Source organism: Alteromonas sp. AWQ4_252 (assembly GCF_056158205.1).
This window is the reverse complement of sequence record NZ_JBSWSV010000001.1, coordinates 3,130,346-3,148,603: the sequence shown is the minus strand read 5'-3', so window position 1 is coordinate 3,148,603 and position 18,258 is coordinate 3,130,346. Positions and strand designations below refer to the sequence as shown.

Genomic DNA, 18,258 nt, shown 5'->3' with positions numbered 1-18,258 from the left:
TGAATTGAGATAATGAAATACCGGGCTTTGCCCGGTATTTTTTTAGAAATAACAGGTATTAAGGTAACCTAGCAATGGCAGATGTTAGCATTGATTTACAATTGTGGTGGCAATATGTGAACGATTTTGTTCAATCACATAAGTTGCCTGCCTCAGCTATTGTTGTTGTACTTTTTCTTGCTTTTAAGCGGGTTATCCTGCTGGTATTAAAAAAGCGAAGTAAGCGTACCGGCGAGGACAGACGTCATTCAATCAATATTATAGAGCAACTGGGCAATGCTATTTTGCTCGTTTTACTGATGATGTTGTGGGCGTCGGAAATTCAGAGCCTGGCCATTTCAATTGCTGCATTCATGGTTGCCATTGTGCTTGCCACCCGTGAGTTTATCCAATGCTTCATGGGGTTCATCTACTATCTAGGGGCGCGCCCTTTTCGGGTGGGAGATTGGATTCAAATGAATCAGATCCAGGGAGAAGTGGTCGAAATGGACTGGGCCAAAACTGCGTTGCTAGAGGTTGATCCTGAATCTTATAATTACACCGGTAAACATCTGTACATCCCCAACAGTCAGTTGGTGACGCAAACCGTGCGTAATCTTAACTTTTTACGTCGCTATACCTTGCATACGTTTACCCTCGTATTAGAGCCAGATGCCAATCCCTATGCTTTACTGACGTCATTTCGCGAGAAAACGTTAGCCCATTGCCAGCATTTTAGAGATGTTGCAGACCGCTATAAAAGTCTAATTGAGCGGCATATGGATGCCGAATTTATCGATATCGACCCGGATATAGCCATTGAAACCAACCAGTTTGCAAAATTAATAGTCACTGTGTCGTTGTTTTGCCCAATTGAAGAGGCACACGCACTACAGCAAAAGATTTCACAAGATTGGATGGCCTTATGGCATGAAGCGATATCAAAAAACGAGTTTCAGCGTAAATCCCGTGAATAATCATTAAGTATGTGGCCACTGGCGCCTTTGTGAAAAATGGTTACTAAGAAAGGCCATTTGATCTGCCAGTATTCGACGATTCATAAGGTAAAACCGTTCGTAAATGTTTCGCTTAAAAGGAACGGCAAGTAGAGGCATAGCAGCTTCTTCCGGCGTTCTTGCGCCTTTGGCGTGATTGCATCGGGCACAGGCAGTCGCCACGTTTGTCCAGCAGTCCTTGCCACCTCTGGAACGAGGGATAATGTGATCGCGGGTGAGCTGTGAAGGCGCAAAATGGTTACCGCAATATAAACAGATATGGTTATCACGGCGAAAGAGAAAACGGTTGTTCAAGGCAATTTTGCCAGAAGTATCTGTCACTTTTCCATCGCACGCAATAATGCTGGACAGGGTCAGTGTACTTTGCTCGCCATGTCGGTTCCAGCCGCCATGCAAAACACAATCTGCTTCGCCTAACTCAAACAAAACTTTATTCTGACAATACAGTTTTGCTGCGTCTTCAGGATGAATCCACTCCTGTGGCATACCCGCTTTATTTAATCTTAGCACAAGCATTACCATTACCTCCTGCAGTTCACCTTTGTCGGGGAAGCTACTGTGTCTACCAAAAGTTGGTATCTGCTAATTTTTTTATACAGCATGGAATGTGGCTCAAGATCCATTTTCTGTATTTACTTAGCATACAACTTTTTATTGCAATATGATGAAAAAACGCCCAAAAGACAAATGTGTCGAGTGCAAAGTAGGCGTTATAATGCTTTGCTACTACGGTTTTTGTACTTCATTGAAATCCATTTGATAATGGCATTACCGAACATTCACAGCTATAATATCCGCCGCGTTTAAAAGCGAAATAAATATCAAAGAACATAAAGGACAAATAGTGACTCCTATTACTCATTCTTTTCAGTATGGTCAGCATACTGTAACACTGGAAACCGGCGTAATTGCCCGTCAGGCTACGGCTGCAGTTATTGCCAGCATGGACGACACCTCAGTTATGGTTACTGTGGTTGGTAAAAAAGAAGCGAAAGCCGATCAAGATTTCTTCCCATTGACAGTTAACTATCAGGAAAAAGCATATGCAGCAGGTAAAATACCTGGTGGCTTTTTCAAACGTGAAGGCCGTCCGTCAGAGGGTGAAACACTGATTGCGCGCTTAATCGACCGCCCAATCCGTCCTCTGTTTCCAGAGGGTTTTTTCAACGAAGTACAAGTCGTTGTAACTGTTTTATCAGCGAATCCTGAAATCCCCACTGACATTATCTCATTAATTGGTACGTCTGCCGCCTTGGCAATTTCAGGTATTCCTTTCAATGGACCTGTTGGTGCTGCTCGCGTTGGTTATGCAGAAGGCGAGTACATCCTTAACACCCGTAACTCAGAGCAAGAGACCAGCGATCTAGATCTCGTTGTAGCGGGAACAGAAAGTGCGGTTCTGATGGTTGAATCAGAAGCAAATATTTTGCCTGAAGACGTCATGTTAGGTGCTGTAATGTTCGGTCACGAACAATCGCAAGCCGTGGTTAGTGCGGTTAAAGCATTTGCCGCAGAGGTGAATACCCCAGCTTGGGATTGGTCTGCGAAAGCAGAAAATACCGAACTCAAAGAAAAAGTGAAAGCGTTGGCAGAAGCCGGTATGACTGCTGCTTATCAAATTTCTGACAAACTTGAACGCAAAGATGCGGTAACCAAAGTAACAGACGAAGCGTTAGCAAAAATTTTGGAAGAGAATCCAGAGCAAGACGCTAAAGAAGCGTCTGATTTGCTGCACGATCTGGAAAGTGACGTAGTGCGTTCACGCATTTTGGCTGGCGAACCTCGCATTGATGGTCGTGACCCGGCAATGGTTCGTGCATTGAATGTATCTACTGGAATTTTGCCGCGAACTCACGGTTCTGCTGTATTTACCCGTGGTGAAACCCAAGCGTTAGTTGTTGCAACCTTAGGTACAGAGCGCGATGCGCAGATGATTGACGAGTTGCAGGGCAAGCGCGATAGCAAGTTTATGCTTCATTACAACTTCCCTCCTTACTGCGTAGGCGAAACCGGTATGATTGGCTCGCCGAAGCGTCGTGAAATCGGCCACGGTCGTTTGGCTAAGCGTGGTATTCAGGCGGTAATGCCTTCTGATGAAGACTTCCCGTATGTAGTGCGTGTGGTGTCTGAAATCACAGAGTCTAACGGTTCCTCTTCAATGGCATCAGTTTGTGGTACCTCTCTGGCATTGATGGATGCGGGTGTTCCAATCAAAGCCTCTGTTGCTGGTATTGCAATGGGGCTGGTAAAAAGTGATGAAAACTTTGTTGTTCTGTCTGACATCCTGGGTGACGAAGATCACCTTGGCGACATGGACTTTAAAGTTGCCGGTACTACTGAAGGTATCACTGCTTTGCAGATGGATATCAAAATTGAAGGTATCACTAAAGAAATCATGCAGATTGCGTTAAAGCAGGCGAAAGAAGCCCGTTTACACATTCTGAGCGTGATGGATCAAGCCATTACTGGTCACCGTGAAGAGCTGAGCGAGTTTGCTCCGCGTATTTACACCATGAAGATCGATCAGGATAAAATCCGTGACGTTATTGGTAAAGGCGGCGCTATGATCCGTCAAATTACCGAGGAGTCGGATACCAACATCGAGATTGAAGACGATGGTACGATCAAAATCTTCGCTACTGAACGCGCTAAAGCAGATATCGCTATTGGCAAAATCGAAAGCGTTACAGCAGAAATCGAAGTTGGCAAGACTTACAACGGTAAGATTACTCGTATCGTTGACTTTGGTGCCTTTGTAGAAGTATTACCAGGTAAAGAAGGCTTGGTACACATTTCACAAATCGCCCATGAGCGCGTGAACAAGGTTTCTGATTACCTTAAAGAAGGTGAAATGGTTGATGTTAAAGTGATGGAAATTGACCGTCAGAACCGCGTTCGTCTGAGTATCAAAGAACTTCTTGAAAAGCCAGCACCTGCGGCTAAAGAAGATAACAAAGACGCAGAGTAATACCGTAGCAGTCCTGTCTGCTAAAAGTATTAATGTTAAAAAGGCGCTTAGCGCCTTTTTTTATGGAGAAAAATAATGACTGAAGAACAACAAACTAAAATAGAATCTGCAACATTCAGACGTTTACTTAAACACCTGGACGAGAATAAAGATGTACAGAATATAGATCTGATGATCCTTGCTGACTTTTGCCGTAATTGTTTGGCGAAGTGGTATGCCAGTGCGGCGCAGGAGCAGGGTATCGAGGTGGACTACGATGCCGCACGGGAAGTTATTTACAAAATGCCCTACAGTGAGTGGAAAGACAATCATCAAACCCCAGCTACAGCGGAACAACTCGCTGCACTTGAGGCCAGAAAAAACAAGTAAATCGATGTAAGCGCTAGTGCGGGCGTTACTTTGTTATTTTTGCAGGTTGAAGCCGAAAGGCATGAGGTAATAATTCTCCCACTGTGTGAGTTTGCGTATTACCCTGGGAATTTACGAGAATAACGGGGGTGTCGTCACCGGCAAATTCAGCTATTTTTTGGCGACATCCTCCGCAGGGGAAACAGTACTCATCAGTAGGGCTGGCAATTACTACAGCACTAATAGCGCGTTCTCCATCGGAAACCATTTTGCCAATGGCTGTTGCTTCTGCGCACTGGCCTAAAGGATATGCCGCGTTTTCCACGTTACAACCAGAGAATATGCTATCCTGTTGTGAAAGTACTGCTGCACCAACATGAAAACCTGAATAAGGAGCGTAGGCGTGTTGCTGTGCTTGTTTTGCGGCCTGTGTAAGTTCTGTTATTTTTTTATTTTTCATTACGTCTCTTTGAATATGTGGGGGCTTTACTTTCTTCGCTAAATCGGCGAAGGTGACAGCCATATTAAGCTGTATTTATTGACAGTGTAAAACTTAACCCTAAGCTTAATGTATTGTGTAAGCGATATTTGTTGCGACAGTTTCATTGCGAGAGAGTTTATTTTTAACATGCGTATTCTTTTTAGTCTCACTTTTTTTTCCTTTTTTGCCCTGACGATATCTGGTTGCGCAAATACTCAACAGACTGCAAGTAAAGCGGAAATGGGAAACCTTTTGTTGGCGGAACCTGCGCCGGTAAATCCCCGTTCTCAGATGGCAATAGCCCGTTATAATCAGGTCCTTGCCAATACCGCTATACCGGATGAAGACAGAGCCGAACTTTTGTATCAAAGAGGCATGCTGTATGACAGTGTTGGATTAGCCGGTTTAGCGCAATTCGATTACAGCCAGGCATTACAATTAAAGCCGAACATGGCAGAAGCATACAATTCAATGGGGATCCACTTTGTCCAGCAATTGGATTTCATTCAAGCGTACGAGGCATTTGATTCAACACTTGATATTGATCCTGAGTACGATTTCGCATTTTTAAATCGCGGTATTGCTCTTTACTACGGAGGCCGGGCTGATCTTGCGGTTTCAGATCTATCCCAGTTTCAGGCTAAAGATGAAAGTGACCCATTTAGGGTACTGTGGGCTTATTTTGCAAAAGCGGAAATTAATAGCGAAGAAGCCTTAGCATATCTGGTGTCGGTTCGACCTCAACTTAATAACCGTCATTGGGCGGTCAAATTAGTTGATTTATTTATGGGGACAGCCACGGAGACTGAATTGTTAAATTCACTCATCGAAGGGATCGCCAGCCAAAAGGCATTGACCGATAGATTATGTGAAGCGTATTTTTACTTGGGTAAATTTCATAGTGCTCAAGGGAATAAAGGTATTGCTTCTAACTATTTCAAGCTAGCCTTAAGTACCAATGTTTACGAGTATGTGGAGCATCGGTACGCAAGAATCGAGCTTAACCGCTTAAGACATCCGTCACAAAGCGATAGCGACTGATTATTATATGCGCGGACTCATCGTGGCGCTATTGGCGATTTTACTCATAGGTGCCGATTCGGGGCGTGATACCTCACAGTTGCTGAAAAATGCAGAAGAAGCACAATCGCCAGCATCACTGTTATGGTTTGCAGCAAGAAATGGCAGTTCGGCAGCGCAATCCAGACTGGTTGCGTATGCTACTAATACGGGGTCTGAGTACTGGTTGAATAAATTGGTTTCTCTGGGTAATGCAGATGCCGCCTGGGCCCTCTATCATCTCATTGGTGATGACGCCAAAAGTGATAAACTCATGCATTTAGCTGCTGTTGGAAACGTGCCAGAAGCACAAATGGAGTTTGCCTTTAACACGGAAGACCCTCAGAAAAGAGAAGCTTGGTTGAAACGCGCCGCAAATCAGGGGTATTTGCCGGGTCAGGCTGCATTGGCTGATTGGTATTTGCTTAATGGTGAACCAGATAAAGCCATGCCGTGGTTTCGGGTTACCGCGAATGATTATCCACAAAGCGCGTTTCAATATGGCCGTATGTTGTGGGATCAGGGAAATCGTGAAGCGGCTATCAGTTGGATAGATAAATCAGCCGAACAGGGTCACGAAATGGCGGCAAAGGTCAAACGGGTCCTGGCAAAATATCAGCCCACATCTCCCGCTAACGTGACTAAATCTTCGCTTCCAAGTCAGTGTTTACAGCGAATTGGTGTTTTTGCAACGTCTTTGTCGACAATTGTAAAAGCGGATAGTCTGGTACAAGCGTACAAAGAAGACAACCGTTTACAGTCAATCCCCCTTTGCATTGACAAACCCATATGGCTGAAACAAAAAACATTATCCTGTAGACCGGACTGGCAGGGTGCTAATCGCCTTGGTTGTGATGTGCGTCCTCTTGCTAACGCCGTTGAGCGCCGCGACTATACTCATGCGATTATTGTGGCAGAACAGGGCAAGGCAAACGTGAATAACGGTGTGATGTTCCTTGATCTCACGGATGCCTATTCAGTGTTTGTTCACGAACTCGCCCATTTTGCCGGTTTCGTAGATGAATACGCCCTCGGTTCAAAGGCCGCAGAACGAAACTGTAAAGCTATGTCGGTGCCAAATTTAATTTTTGATGATGTGTTAGCTTATGCCCCAATGTCGACTTATGACAACTGGCAGCAGCTACAACCTGGTGTAGGGGTTTGGCCTGCCCAGACCTGTGCCCGTAGCAATATTACGGCATATAAGCCTTCTGGCCGTGTTACTTTTCTCGAGCACCATGACAGCGGCGAAATTCCTCCTATTTATCTGGCTCTATGGCGACAACAACTGACTAAACCAGCTGCTCAACGTCCGGTTTATATGAATCTGTTTCAACGCTTTCAAAAAGCAGGGCAAACCCGGCAGGCTGGTAAGTGGTTGGCAAAATACGAAGGCTTTTTGAAACCACCTATGGCTTCAAAAGAACAAGAGGGACGCCCTGGTAATCCAGTTAACACGCCAACAGAGGTCAGTGTCGCTCAGTAGCGCGCGCTGATGTTGCGATTCAGTTCTCCACATAAGGCCCTATCGGTTAAATCCGGCCCTGCAACATTCAACTCGCGCTATTGCGAATTAAAGTTTTTACTGCTTCTTATTTAAGTCAGGATTTAATTGCTCAACCCACATCGACGTGGCACCACAAATAGCCACTGGCATGACGATGAAGTTTACCAGTGGGATCAATGAAAATAAGCTTACTCCAATACCAAAAGACAAGCTTTTGCCCTTGTGAGCTTGTAGATGCTCCCGCATAGTTTTAAACGGAATTTTATGGTTATCGTAGGGGTAATCACAATACTGTATGGCCATCATCCAGGCATTAAACAAAAACCACAAGATCTGTCCAATTAGTGGAATAAGGAAAAACAAAATAAGGAAGAGAATGGCTCTGGGTAAGTACCAGGTCAACTTCGCAAATTCCCGACCCAGCATGCGTGGAACGTCTTTCACCAAATCGAGCAAACCGTCATCACCGATTGCTTGGCCAGTGAGGTGGCGTTCTACTTTTTCAGCGAGAATACCGTTGAATGGTGCTGCTATCCAGTTTGCCAAGGTTCCGAATATTAATGCAAATACCAGTAGTACAGAGATCACTGCGAGCGGCCAGAGGAAAAAGCTGATGACGCCACGTAACCAGTCGAGCCAATCTGGGATCAATCCTATTATCCAGGCAATTCCAACTGCAATTTCTCCGTAAAGGAAATAGAATGCGACGGAAAACAGCAGTAAATTGACAAACAAAGGGATAAAAACAAATCGCTTTAACCCCTTCGTTGTTATTAACTGGAAGCCTGAAAGAAAATAACTAAAACCACTTTTATCGGCCATTTTTACTCCTGCCTAACCGGGAAACTTACAACAGGCATAGCGTACCATACTAAAAACGTTGAAAATAACTATACTGTAACCAGACGAAATGACAATTGTTACAACCTGTGAGTTTTGATAGAGTCGAGAGATAACAATAACTTGTCTGCAGCGCTAGCATATTGGTGAAGAACATTATTCACGCCATTGAATTTTACTTGCTCGTTAGTTTTAAGACCCTGTTCAGGATTTTGGATCGGGGGCATAGTCCGTGCGCCTGAAAAAAATTAAACTGGCCGGGTTTAAATCTTTTGTCGATCCGACTTCAATACCTTTTCCCGGAGACATGACTGCGATCGTGGGTCCAAACGGATGTGGGAAATCGAATGTTATCGACGCCGTGCGTTGGGTTCTTGGAGAAAGCTCCGCCAAAAATCTACGCGGCGATGCTATGACTGACGTTATTTTTAACGGTTCGTCAGCACGAAAACCAGTGGGGCAGTGCAGTGTTGAGTTAGTTTTTGACAATGAATCAAATCGCATCGGCGGCGAATATGCTACCTACAATGAATTATCCGTAAAGCGACTGGTTACACGGGACGCCCAGTCTCACTATTTTCTCAATGGAACCAAGTGTCGTAGAAGGGATGTTACTGATCTGTTTCTTGGCACAGGACTCGGTCCTCGCAGCTACGCCATTATTGAACAAGGTATGATTTCCCGGTTAATCGAATCAAAACCCCAGGAACTCAGAGTTTTTATTGAAGAAGCTGCGGGCATTTCGAAATACAAAGAGCGCAGGCGGGAAACGGAAAATCGTATTAGACATACCCAGGACAACCTCGAGCGGCTGGACGATGTTCGAAGTGAATTAGGCAAGCAATTAGAAAAGCTGCAACGCCAAGCGGCAGCGGCTCAGCGATACAAAGCGCTAAAGGCAACCGAACGACAACTTAAAAATGAGTTGTCGGCGTTACGCTGGCGTCATCACAGTGAACACATTGAACGCTTAGAAAAAGAGCAACTGCAACATCAAAGTGAGCTGGAGGCATTACTTTCACAACAGCGGGGCGATGAAGCAGGAATGGATGTTTATCGTACCGAATCAGAGTCAATTAAAGCTGTGTTAGACGATTTACAACAACAGCGCTTTACCGTTTCTACACAAATAACCCGCCTTGAGCAAAATGCACTTCACAGTCAGCAGAGAGCAAGTCAAATTGACAGTGAACTTAGTGCCCTGGATGATAAATCAACAACGCTGTTAGCCGCCATGCAAGAAGGGCAACAGGCCCTGGAAAATGCTGAGCAAAAGCTCAATATTGCTGAGCCGGAGCTGGCAGTGCTCGAAGCGTCTATCGAGCAAGCCCTGGAACTTGCCGAATCAAATGAGCAAACACTGCGTGAATTTAATCAACACCGGCGAGAGCAAGAGCAACAACTTCATAGCCTGAAACATCAAGCCCAACGATTACACGGCGAAATCCAGACCATCACAAGCATGCAAATGCGAACCACTGAGCGTATCGCAGAATTGAATGATGAATTACATGATGATCAATATCCCATTTTACAAGAGAGACACGAGCAGCAACTGGCGTTAGTATCCGTTGCAAGCGAAAAAGTGCTCATAGCTGAGTCAGAGGTTACCCTTGCTGATTCGCTTTTACGGGAGCATCGTCAGGTATTAGATGAGAAAGTGGCGCGTTTGCGAGAGTGCCAGAATGCTTTGCAGGAATATCGTTCTTCTCTTGCTGCCTTGGTCGCGCTACAGGATCTTGCCGAAGCAGAAGCTGCGCAATTGCCAGCAGGTATCTTAGCATTATGGCAAGCGATTGATGTGAAACCCGGTTATGAAGCGCTTATAGAAAACATGGCAGTATGGTTAAACGACCCTGCTGTCGCCGCCGAATACACCATAGAAACACTGGTGGCGTCTGCGCCGCAACTTCCCTTTGGCCACCGGTTATTCCCCATGGCAAAACGCCACGACGTAGCGAAAGGTTCGTTGGCGGATTGTCTCGACGGTGCATATGTCCCTGAATTTTTTAATTCTATAGAAGTGGTAAATACCCTGGCTGAGGCGCAGACACGATTACCCGAGCTAGCCGATGGTGCCTCGGTTGTGACAATGACTGGTGAGTGGCTAAGTCCTCACTGGTTCCTTCAAGGGACGCAAAGTCCCCAAACACAGGGGGCCATAGCCAGAAAAGCGAAGATAGCCGCAATTGAAGCACAGGTTGAAACTTTAGCGGCGCAGGCAGACAGCTTACTTGAATATAAAAACGCAGCAGCCACAGCCCTTGATAACGTTCAAGCTACCCTGGACAAAAATCGTCAGGCCCATGTGAATGCGATTGCTGATAAAAGAGAACAGGAGAGCAAACTTGCACTACTGGTGTCTCAAATAGAGCAGCATCATAAGCGTCAGCAAAAGCTTTTTGAAGAAAGGCAAAAGTTTACAGCACAACTCGAGCAAGAAGAATTACAACTCGCGAATGCCGTGGAGCAATTGGAGGTCCTTGAATCTGAGCTGGAGGAAGTTCAGGAAGCGGATCTTGCGTCTCAACACAAACGAGAAAACCTTGAACGACAAGCGACCGAAGCACGGCAACGTGTTGATGCTGAAAAGTCTCGGCTTCACCAGTTGGAAATGACGATACAGCAGCAGCAGAATCAGCGGGAAATGTATCTGCAACAAGTAACGCGTAACCGTGAGCAGAGCGCAGAATATGCTGCAAGAAAGGAAGAGCTTAAGCTGGAAAAACAATCGCTTAGTCAGCCTCTGGCGATGAATGAAGCCCAGCTTCAAAGCCTTTTGCAGCAACAAGAAGATATCGAAGCGCAGCGGGTAACAAAACAAGAAAAATTGAATGAATTAGAAACATTGTTACGCGAAGCTCAGCAAGGTCAACAGGGCTTGCTGACACAAATAAAACAACGACAGGCTGTGCTTGATGGGCTAAATATTGATATCGAAGGTGCCCGGGTGAGAGCAATGTCAGTGTTAGAGCAGTTGCAAGAGTCCGGCGCTTCATTAAAAACCTTACTGCCAACACTTGATGAAAAAGCTAACGAGAGTGATTGGCAGACTGAGTTAGATAAAACGTCCGCTGCCATTGCTCGTCTTGGAGCCGTTAACCTCGCTGCCGTCGAAGAATACGAGCAGCAAGCTGAGCGCAAACAACATTTAGATACGCAATTCGACGACCTTGTAACCGCCTTGGACACACTGCAATCGGCTATTCGAAAAATCGACAAAGAAACCCGCACCCGCTTTTCCACAACCTTTGAGCAAGTCAATGAAGGGCTCAAGGAACTCTTTCCGAAGGTATTTGGTGGAGGGTCGGCTTACCTTGCTTTAACCGATGACGATTTACTGGAAACGGGTGTCACCATCATGGCCCGGCCTCCTGGTAAGAAAAATAGTACAATTCATCTGTTAAGCGGTGGAGAAAAAGCCTTAACCGCTTTATCATTGGTGTTTGCGATTTTTAGGCTCAATCCGGCTCCATTTTGTCTGCTAGATGAAGTGGACGCGCCGCTGGATGATGCCAATGTTGGAAGGTTCTGTAAATTAGTCTCAGAAATGTCTAAGACCGTACAGTTTATATATATCACCCACAATAAGATTGCGATGGAAATGGCGACACATCTCACTGGCGTTACGATGGCTGAACCAGGCGTATCGAGAATGGTTGCAGTGGATGTAGATGAAGCACTGACCTTCGTAGAATCATAACAAAGGGCGAAGCAATTAAATGGATGAATTACGTTTATCACTACTTATTCTGGGTACGTGTTTTATTGTCGCCGTGTTAGCTCACGGGATCTGGAAAATAAGAAAATCGAAGCCTGCGACCGAACGTGAGCGTATAGAGCCCCGTCAATGGGAAGATGGTGACTCCGAGGAAGAGCCATTACAAGAGGTTAGTGATGCAGACGACGATGGCATGCCGAATTATGATGATCTTGGTTTAGGTCAGGTTCGCGTGGTGTCTTCAACGTCATCATCGGAGGTAACCGCTGAAGAAAATGACCCTAGCCCGACATCAGAAGCAGATAAACAGGATCATTCTGACGAAGCATTATCATCAACTGTTGATGAACCAGCTAACGCGCCAGAACAAACAGCACCCGAAAAGCCAGAGAAATTATATGGTTCCGTGGTATCGAATCCTAAACCACATTTGCAGTCTGCTCGGGGAACGGCGCCTGGCATCGCTAATGATGAAGATATTCCCGCACCACCTGAGTTTTTGATAAAAAAAGAACAGACAGACGCCAGTGAACCTGAGACAGAAAGTTTTAGTCTTGACGCGCCCGTCAGCGAAGCAGAGAGCCCTGCGCAGACAGAAGAGAGCAAGCGCACTGGCACTAAGCGTAAATCATCCCAGCGACGCAGGCAAGAGCCAAATTTCGGTGATGATCAAATGGATATAGACTTTGAATCATCTGACGCGTCTGTCACTACAGTTGATGCAAAAACTTCTCAGGGATCTTCATCTCCGGCGTCATCAAACAGTGGTGATAGCGCTGAACAAGAAGTGCTGGTCGTGAATGTCCGTGCAGCCGATGAATCGCCGATTTCCGGCGCAGCACTGTTACCTTTACTGTTGACGTTGGGGTTTAAATTTGGCGATCAGGATATATTTCACCGACATGTGAATGCCAATGGCAAAGGACCGGTTCTGTTTAGCCTGGCTAATATGTTTAAACCTGGTGTATTTGACATTGATAATCTGGAAAATTTTTCTACCCACGGGGTGTCCTTATTTATGATCCTGCCCATTGAAGGGGATGCCCATCAGGTTTTCAACATGATGCACAACGCCGCTAGAAAAATTGCAGACGAATTCGGTGGACAGATCCTTGACGGTCGTCGCAGTGTACTAACTAAGCAAGGTTTACAGCAGTACATGGAGAAGATCCGTGAGTTTGAACGCAAGCGAATGATATCCCGCCGTTGACAATCCGGCTGTGGCATCGCCACGGCCCTCGTGAAATCTAAGAGTATATTATGTCCACAGAGAAAACGTCTGTAGAAGCACGGGTGGCCGAGCTTCGCCATACCCTGAATGAATTGAATTATCAGTACTACGTAGAAGACTCGCCATCTGTGCCAGATGCAGAGTATGATCGTCTTTTCAATGAACTCAAACAACTCGAAACATCACACCCAGAATTTGAGTCTGCAGACTCACCCACGCAAAAGGTGGGTGGGGCGCCCTTGTCAACCTTTGAACAAGTGACTCACGAAGTCCCCATGTTGTCGCTGGATAATGCTTTTGATGAAGCGTCCTTACACGCCTTTGAAAAGCGTCTCAAAGATCGCTTGAAATCAGCACAAACCTTAACGTATAGCTGCGAGCCGAAACTTGATGGCTTAGCGGTGAGTATTTTGTATGAAGATGGCATTCTGGTGCAAGCAGCTACCCGTGGTGACGGGCAAGTAGGGGAAAACATCACCCAAAATGTGAAAACCATTGGCAACGTTCCGCTGCGACTTCGCGGCGACAAGATCCCTTCCCGGGTGGAAATTCGGGGGGAAGTATTTATGCCAAAAGCCGGATTTGAGAAGCTAAATAACAGGCAACGAGAACTCGGCGGAAAGGTTTTTGCCAATCCGAGAAACGCTGCCGCAGGCAGTTTACGTCAATTGGATAGCAGGATTACAGCGAAAAGGCCATTGATGTTTTACGCCTATTCCTTGGGAGTGGTAACACCTGATTCGTTCTCCTTAGCTGAGCTTCACAGCGAGCGGTTGAAGTCGTTAGCACAATGGGGTGTGCCATTGTGTCCTCAGATATCTGTAGCCACAGGTGCTGAAGGTTGTCTTGCCTATTACAACCACATATTGTCCGTCAGACAGGATTTACCCTACGACATAGACGGCGTGGTATTTAAAGTTGATCCCATTGATTTGCAGCAAAGCTTAGGTTTTGTTGCTCGTGCTCCACGATGGGCTATTGCTCAAAAATTTCCGGCGCAAGAAGAAATAACGCGTCTGGTGGACGTTGAATTTCAGGTTGGGCGAACTGGAGCAATTACACCGGTAGCAAGACTTGAACCCGTCTTTGTAGGAGGCGTAACAGTTTCTAACGCCACCTTGCACAATCAGGACGAAATAGACCGGCTGGGTGTGAGGGTTGGCGATTATGTCACTATTCGTAGGGCAGGTGACGTTATTCCACAAGTGGTGTCTGTGGTTATGTCGAGAAGACCGGATAACACGGAAGAGGTTGTTTTTCCCACTCATTGCCCGGTGTGCGGTTCTCACGTAGAAAGAACCGAAGCCGAAGCGGTGGCAAGGTGTACTGGTGGGCTGGTGTGCGGTGCTCAGCGAAAGCAAGCACTCAAACATTTTGCATCCCGTAAAGCCCTCGATATTGATGGCTTAGGCGATAAACTCGTTGATCAACTCGTAGATGCTGACATGGTGCAAAGCCCAGCAGACTTTTTTCATCTGAAAGTCAGTGATCTGGTAGGGCTAGAGCGAATGGCTGAGAAATCTGCGTCTAACCTGGTTGCGTCTCTTGAGGCTGCCCGTGAAACTACGTTTGCCCGTTTTCTTTACGCTTTGGGTATTCGGGAAGTTGGAGAAGCGACTGCAAGTAATCTCGCTAATTATTTCGGCAGTTTGGATAACCTATTGGCAGCGTCAAAAGACGCATTGCAAGATGTGGATGACGTTGGGGAAGTTGTAGCCAACCATATTTATCATTTTGTCAACGAGTCTCACAATCGGGATATTATCAATGCCCTTGTTGATGCAGGTGTGCATTGGCCAGACGTCATTGTACCAGACAGCGCGGAGCAACCTTTAGATGGCCAGACCTGTGTACTTACAGGAACGCTGTCAGTGATGGGCCGCAACGATGCTAAGGCGTTGCTTCAGCAGTTAGGAGCAAAAGTTGCCGGTTCGGTATCTGCGAAAACCGATTTCCTTGTCGCCGGTGAAAAGGCGGGCTCAAAGCTCACTAAAGCACAGCAATTGAATGTTGACGTGTGGGATGAAGAGAAGCTAATCACAGAGTTGACAAAACACGGTGTTTACAACGCTTAAAGAAATTTCCTCGCTGCCCGGTCCTCTCGGGCAGCTTTGCGTTTGTTCCATGACTTCTGCACTGAAAAACGCCACAGCCAGTTAAGCCCAAAATAGCCCACTAAGCCAAAGAACACAGAACAAATTGCGCAGCCAACCAAAAACGCAGGGCCGATTGTACTGATACTTTCAATAATCCATTTCCAACTAAATTGCAGCTCAAAATGTTGTGTTTCCGTTCCCATTACTGTTGTCCCCACTTTATATGCCGCATAAAAGATAGGTGGCATGGTAAACGGGTTAGTGATCCACACGGTGGCAACAGAGAGTGGGAGATTTGCCCTGAAAGGGATCGCAGTTGCAGCTGACAACCACATTTGAAAAGGCACTGGCCAAAATGCAAAAAACAAACCGATACCAAAGGCATTTGATGCTGAGCGCCTGTTGAGATGCCAAAGGTTTGGTTCATGCAAAACCGTGCCAAAGATCCGTAGTGCTTTATTGCGTTTGATCGTTTGATGGTCAGGTAAAAAACGTCTGATGAACTTTTTAGGCATAAACAGATTTCACATCAATAAAGGCTGATAATAGCGTGTGGCAACATTTAACGGTGCTCCTTGCGGCATTTTGCATAACTGCGATTTCGTCCACTTTGTGGCCGGGTATTCCCCAAAGCCGGGAGATGGTGTTAGTTGCCATAGCTATTGTCATCATTTTTTGCCTGTTCATTTACCGAAGAAAACACAGATTTGTACTTAAAATTGGCAAGTTTAGATTTCCTTTCTTCACATCTGTTTATCAGCCTGGGCGCTCCATAACAGGCTGCTATTGTTTCAGTGGAATATTGATTGGCATTCTATGGGTGGCAAGTTTAGGCCATTGGCACTTCGCTTGGCAACCACTGGAAGATAAAATTCAACAAGATGTCATAGTTACGGGGCGAATAGCTGAATGTCACTCCTTCGTCGACTATCAGTTAATCATTATTAACGGCGAATCGATAGACAACACCTCTTTTTCAGGAGGCATTGCAGTTCGGGTAGACAACAGTTTTGGTAAGTTTACTATTCACCAACGGCTGCAATTGACCCTTGTTCTCAAACCAGCATCCAGTTTTGTTAATCCGGGCTACGATAGGCGAGCGTCTCTTGTGGCTAAAAACACGCCTTTGAGTGGCTATGTACCTGCTCACGGATTTGTGAAAATACTAGCGCCGGCGAACTCACTTCATCACGTTACATCACGAAAACTACTAAATGCAGACTATTCACGATGGATGCTTGCCTTGTTTACCGGAAATAGAAGCAACTTAAGCAAGGAAGATTGGACATTATTACAGCGAACAGGTACTGCGCATCTGTTTTCTATCTCTGGTCTGCACGTGGCAATGGTGGCATTGTGGACAGCCCTAATTACTGCGCCAATGATTGCCCTTCTGTTTTGGCTTGTGACGGTAAATTACAACCGGTTAAACTTATCTACGGGTATTGCCTCCAGTGTTTTGATTTCCACAACGCTCTATGCCTCTATTGCCAACTGGCAGATACCCGTTTTCAGAGCCTGGCTTTGCATCGGTGTACTCTATTTTTTTACTTTACTAGGCAAATATTGGCTTTGGCATCAACGTTTTCTTGTTATCTTGACACTATGTATTGTTATTTTTCCTCGCTCTGTCTATAGCAGCAGCCTCTACCTCAGCGTAGGAGCAGTGATGATGATATTACTAATTCAGTGGCGCTACCCACTTCGATCGTCATCCTTGTGGTTCAGAATAATCACAATGCTTCGCCTACAGTGTTTGTTAAGCTTATTACTCATCCCAATTACCTTACTATTTTTTGAGCAGGCGTCATGGCTGACATCTGCTATTAATTTACTTGCGATACCATGGATTTCCGTGCTCGTCCCCATTGGTTTAGCAGGGTTGGTGCTAGCGCATTGGGGAGAGCACAATAATCTGTTGCTGGATCTTACCGAATACGGTTTAAACACACTTATCAAATGGCTGGAAAGTTGCGATCAATTTATGCTGGTTACATCACTACCGGCATTGTCTTCTACCAGCATTATTTGTACTTTATTGATACTTTTTTGCTGGTTATGCCCGGCTTTTCCATATCGTTCGTTGTGTACACTCATTTTAGTTATTCCGATTTTCAGCCATTTTTTGCCACCAAGTGATGGTCGTTGGGTTGTGCATGTATTTGATGTTGGTCAGGGTACAGCGACGGTAGTGTCCCGGGGCGGGCGTGGGGTAGTCATAGATACCGGCCCTTCATATCCAACGGGTAATGCATTTGAACAGGTTGTGTTGCCATCACTGAAAAAGCTCGGCGTAAACTATATTGACAGGCTTATTGTCACCCACGGCGACGATGACCATGCTGGAGGTGCTCAATCAGTAATGGCGCAAATAGATAGAGGGCGTAGAAAAGAGAGTTACATCACAAATACACAGGGTTGCGTCAAGGGGAGCGCGTTACACTGGCAAGGTTTGCAATTTGAATTTTTATGGCCAGCTGAGGGGGGAGAGGTAAAAGATACGAACCACTACTCTTGTGTTGTTCGCATTACCGATGGCACCCGCAGTGTTTTATTTGCAGGTGATATCGATACAACCGCTGAATACGCACTGTTATATAGTCATACAGTATTGCAAAGCAACGTTTTGATTGTGCCCCATCACGGGAGCCGTACCTCTTCATCACCCGCTTTTATTGATGCCGTATCTCCGGACTATGCTGTTTTTACTACAGGTTATCTGCATCGCTGGGGGTTACCACACAAAAACGTGAAGTTGCGATACACTCAGCGTGGTATTCGCACCATGCGCTCATCTTTACATGGTTACATGCAATTTAATTTTTTACCTTTTCACCTGAAAGTCAGTAACTACGGTACGCAAGCTAAGCGACGTTGGTATGATGCCCGACTATTCACAAACCGCAATAACGCTGACAGAACTTGAAAGTGGTATGTTTAACCCATAGCTTACTGAACTCACAACGGTAAGCCGGTGTGTTTTTTGTAAATTCCAAGTACAATAGCCAGGAT

General features: G+C 45.7%; 13 protein-coding genes. 9 read left to right on the top strand and 4 right to left on the bottom strand.

Features of this window, described 5'->3' with window-relative positions; translation table 11 throughout:
• Positions 1-74 precede the first annotated feature (74 nt).
• The gene (locus tag ACXACM_RS13880) at positions 75-956 is read left to right on the top strand and encodes a mechanosensitive ion channel family protein (RefSeq protein ID WP_474822447.1); all 882 of its coding nucleotides are present in this window, start codon (positions 75-77) and stop codon (positions 954-956) included.
• A 3-nt stretch (positions 957-959) separates the two neighbouring features.
• Here the strand turns inward: ACXACM_RS13880 and ACXACM_RS13875 are convergent, their stop codons facing one another.
• Entirely contained in the window at positions 960-1,511 is a 552-nt protein-coding gene (locus tag ACXACM_RS13875; protein ID WP_474822446.1) for an HNH endonuclease, read from the bottom strand.
• A 328-nt stretch (positions 1,512-1,839) separates the two neighbouring features.
• Between ACXACM_RS13875 and pnp the strand changes: the two genes are divergently transcribed.
• Together pnp and ACXACM_RS13865 are read left to right on the top strand one after the other, a co-directional pair.
• Positions 1,840-3,963, top strand: coding sequence for a polyribonucleotide nucleotidyltransferase (pnp, locus tag ACXACM_RS13870; RefSeq protein ID WP_474822445.1), 2,124 nt, complete (start codon positions 1,840-1,842; stop codon positions 3,961-3,963).
• 75 nt (positions 3,964-4,038) lie between these two features.
• The gene (locus tag ACXACM_RS13865) at positions 4,039-4,332 is read left to right on the top strand and encodes a DUF1244 domain-containing protein (RefSeq protein ID WP_474822444.1); all 294 of its coding nucleotides are present in this window, start codon (positions 4,039-4,041) and stop codon (positions 4,330-4,332) included.
• 25 nt (positions 4,333-4,357) lie between these two features.
• Here ACXACM_RS13865 and cdd read toward each other — a convergent pair whose 3' ends face one another.
• Positions 4,358-4,771, bottom strand: coding sequence for a cytidine deaminase (gene cdd, locus ACXACM_RS13860; protein ID WP_474822443.1), 414 nt, complete (start codon positions 4,769-4,771; stop codon positions 4,358-4,360).
• A 168-nt stretch (positions 4,772-4,939) separates the two neighbouring features.
• Here cdd and nlpI point away from each other — a divergent pair, with 168 nt between their 5' ends.
• On the top strand, positions 4,940-5,833 hold the full coding sequence (gene nlpI / locus ACXACM_RS13855) for a lipoprotein NlpI (RefSeq protein WP_474822442.1): 894 nt from the start codon (positions 4,940-4,942) through the stop codon (positions 5,831-5,833).
• Positions 5,834-5,840: 7 nt separating this feature from the next.
• Positions 5,841-7,337 (top strand): tetratricopeptide repeat protein, encoded by a 1,497-nt coding sequence (locus ACXACM_RS13850; RefSeq protein ID WP_474822440.1) that lies wholly within the window; start codon positions 5,841-5,843, stop codon positions 7,335-7,337.
• 96 nt (positions 7,338-7,433) lie between these two features.
• On the opposite strand, the gene cysZ is transcribed toward ACXACM_RS13850, so the two are convergent.
• Positions 7,434-8,180, bottom strand: a complete 747-nt coding sequence (cysZ, locus tag ACXACM_RS13845; protein ID WP_474822439.1) for a sulfate transporter CysZ — start codon at positions 8,178-8,180, stop codon at positions 7,434-7,436.
• Between the two features lie 250 nt (positions 8,181-8,430).
• Between cysZ and smc the strand changes: the two genes are divergently transcribed.
• The 3 genes from smc to ligA are packed head-to-tail and all read left to right on the top strand — an operon-like array spanning position 8,431 to position 15,225.
• A complete protein-coding gene (smc, locus tag ACXACM_RS13840) occupies positions 8,431-11,901 on the top strand; it encodes a chromosome segregation protein SMC (protein WP_474822438.1) in 3,471 nt (1,156 codons plus the stop codon).
• A gap of 19 nt (positions 11,902-11,920) precedes the next feature.
• Positions 11,921-13,129: a cell division protein ZipA gene (gene zipA / locus ACXACM_RS13835; RefSeq protein ID WP_474822437.1), complete on the top strand. Its 1,209-nt coding sequence runs from the start codon at positions 11,921-11,923 to the stop codon at positions 13,127-13,129.
• Between the two features lie 50 nt (positions 13,130-13,179).
• Entirely contained in the window at positions 13,180-15,225 is a 2,046-nt protein-coding gene (ligA, locus tag ACXACM_RS13830) for an NAD-dependent DNA ligase LigA (protein ID WP_474822435.1), read from the top strand.
• Here ligA and ACXACM_RS13825 read toward each other — a convergent pair.
• Entirely contained in the window at positions 15,222-15,761 is a 540-nt protein-coding gene (locus tag ACXACM_RS13825; RefSeq protein WP_474822434.1) for a DUF2062 domain-containing protein, read from the bottom strand. The two genes, ligA and ACXACM_RS13825, sit on opposite strands and share 4 nt — an antisense overlap.
• 35 nt (positions 15,762-15,796) lie before the next feature.
• Here ACXACM_RS13825 and ACXACM_RS13820 point away from each other — a divergent pair, with 35 nt between their 5' ends.
• A complete protein-coding gene (locus tag ACXACM_RS13820; RefSeq protein WP_474822433.1) occupies positions 15,797-18,172 on the top strand; it encodes a DNA internalization-related competence protein ComEC/Rec2 in 2,376 nt (791 codons plus the stop codon).
• Positions 18,173-18,258: the final 86 nt, after the last annotated feature.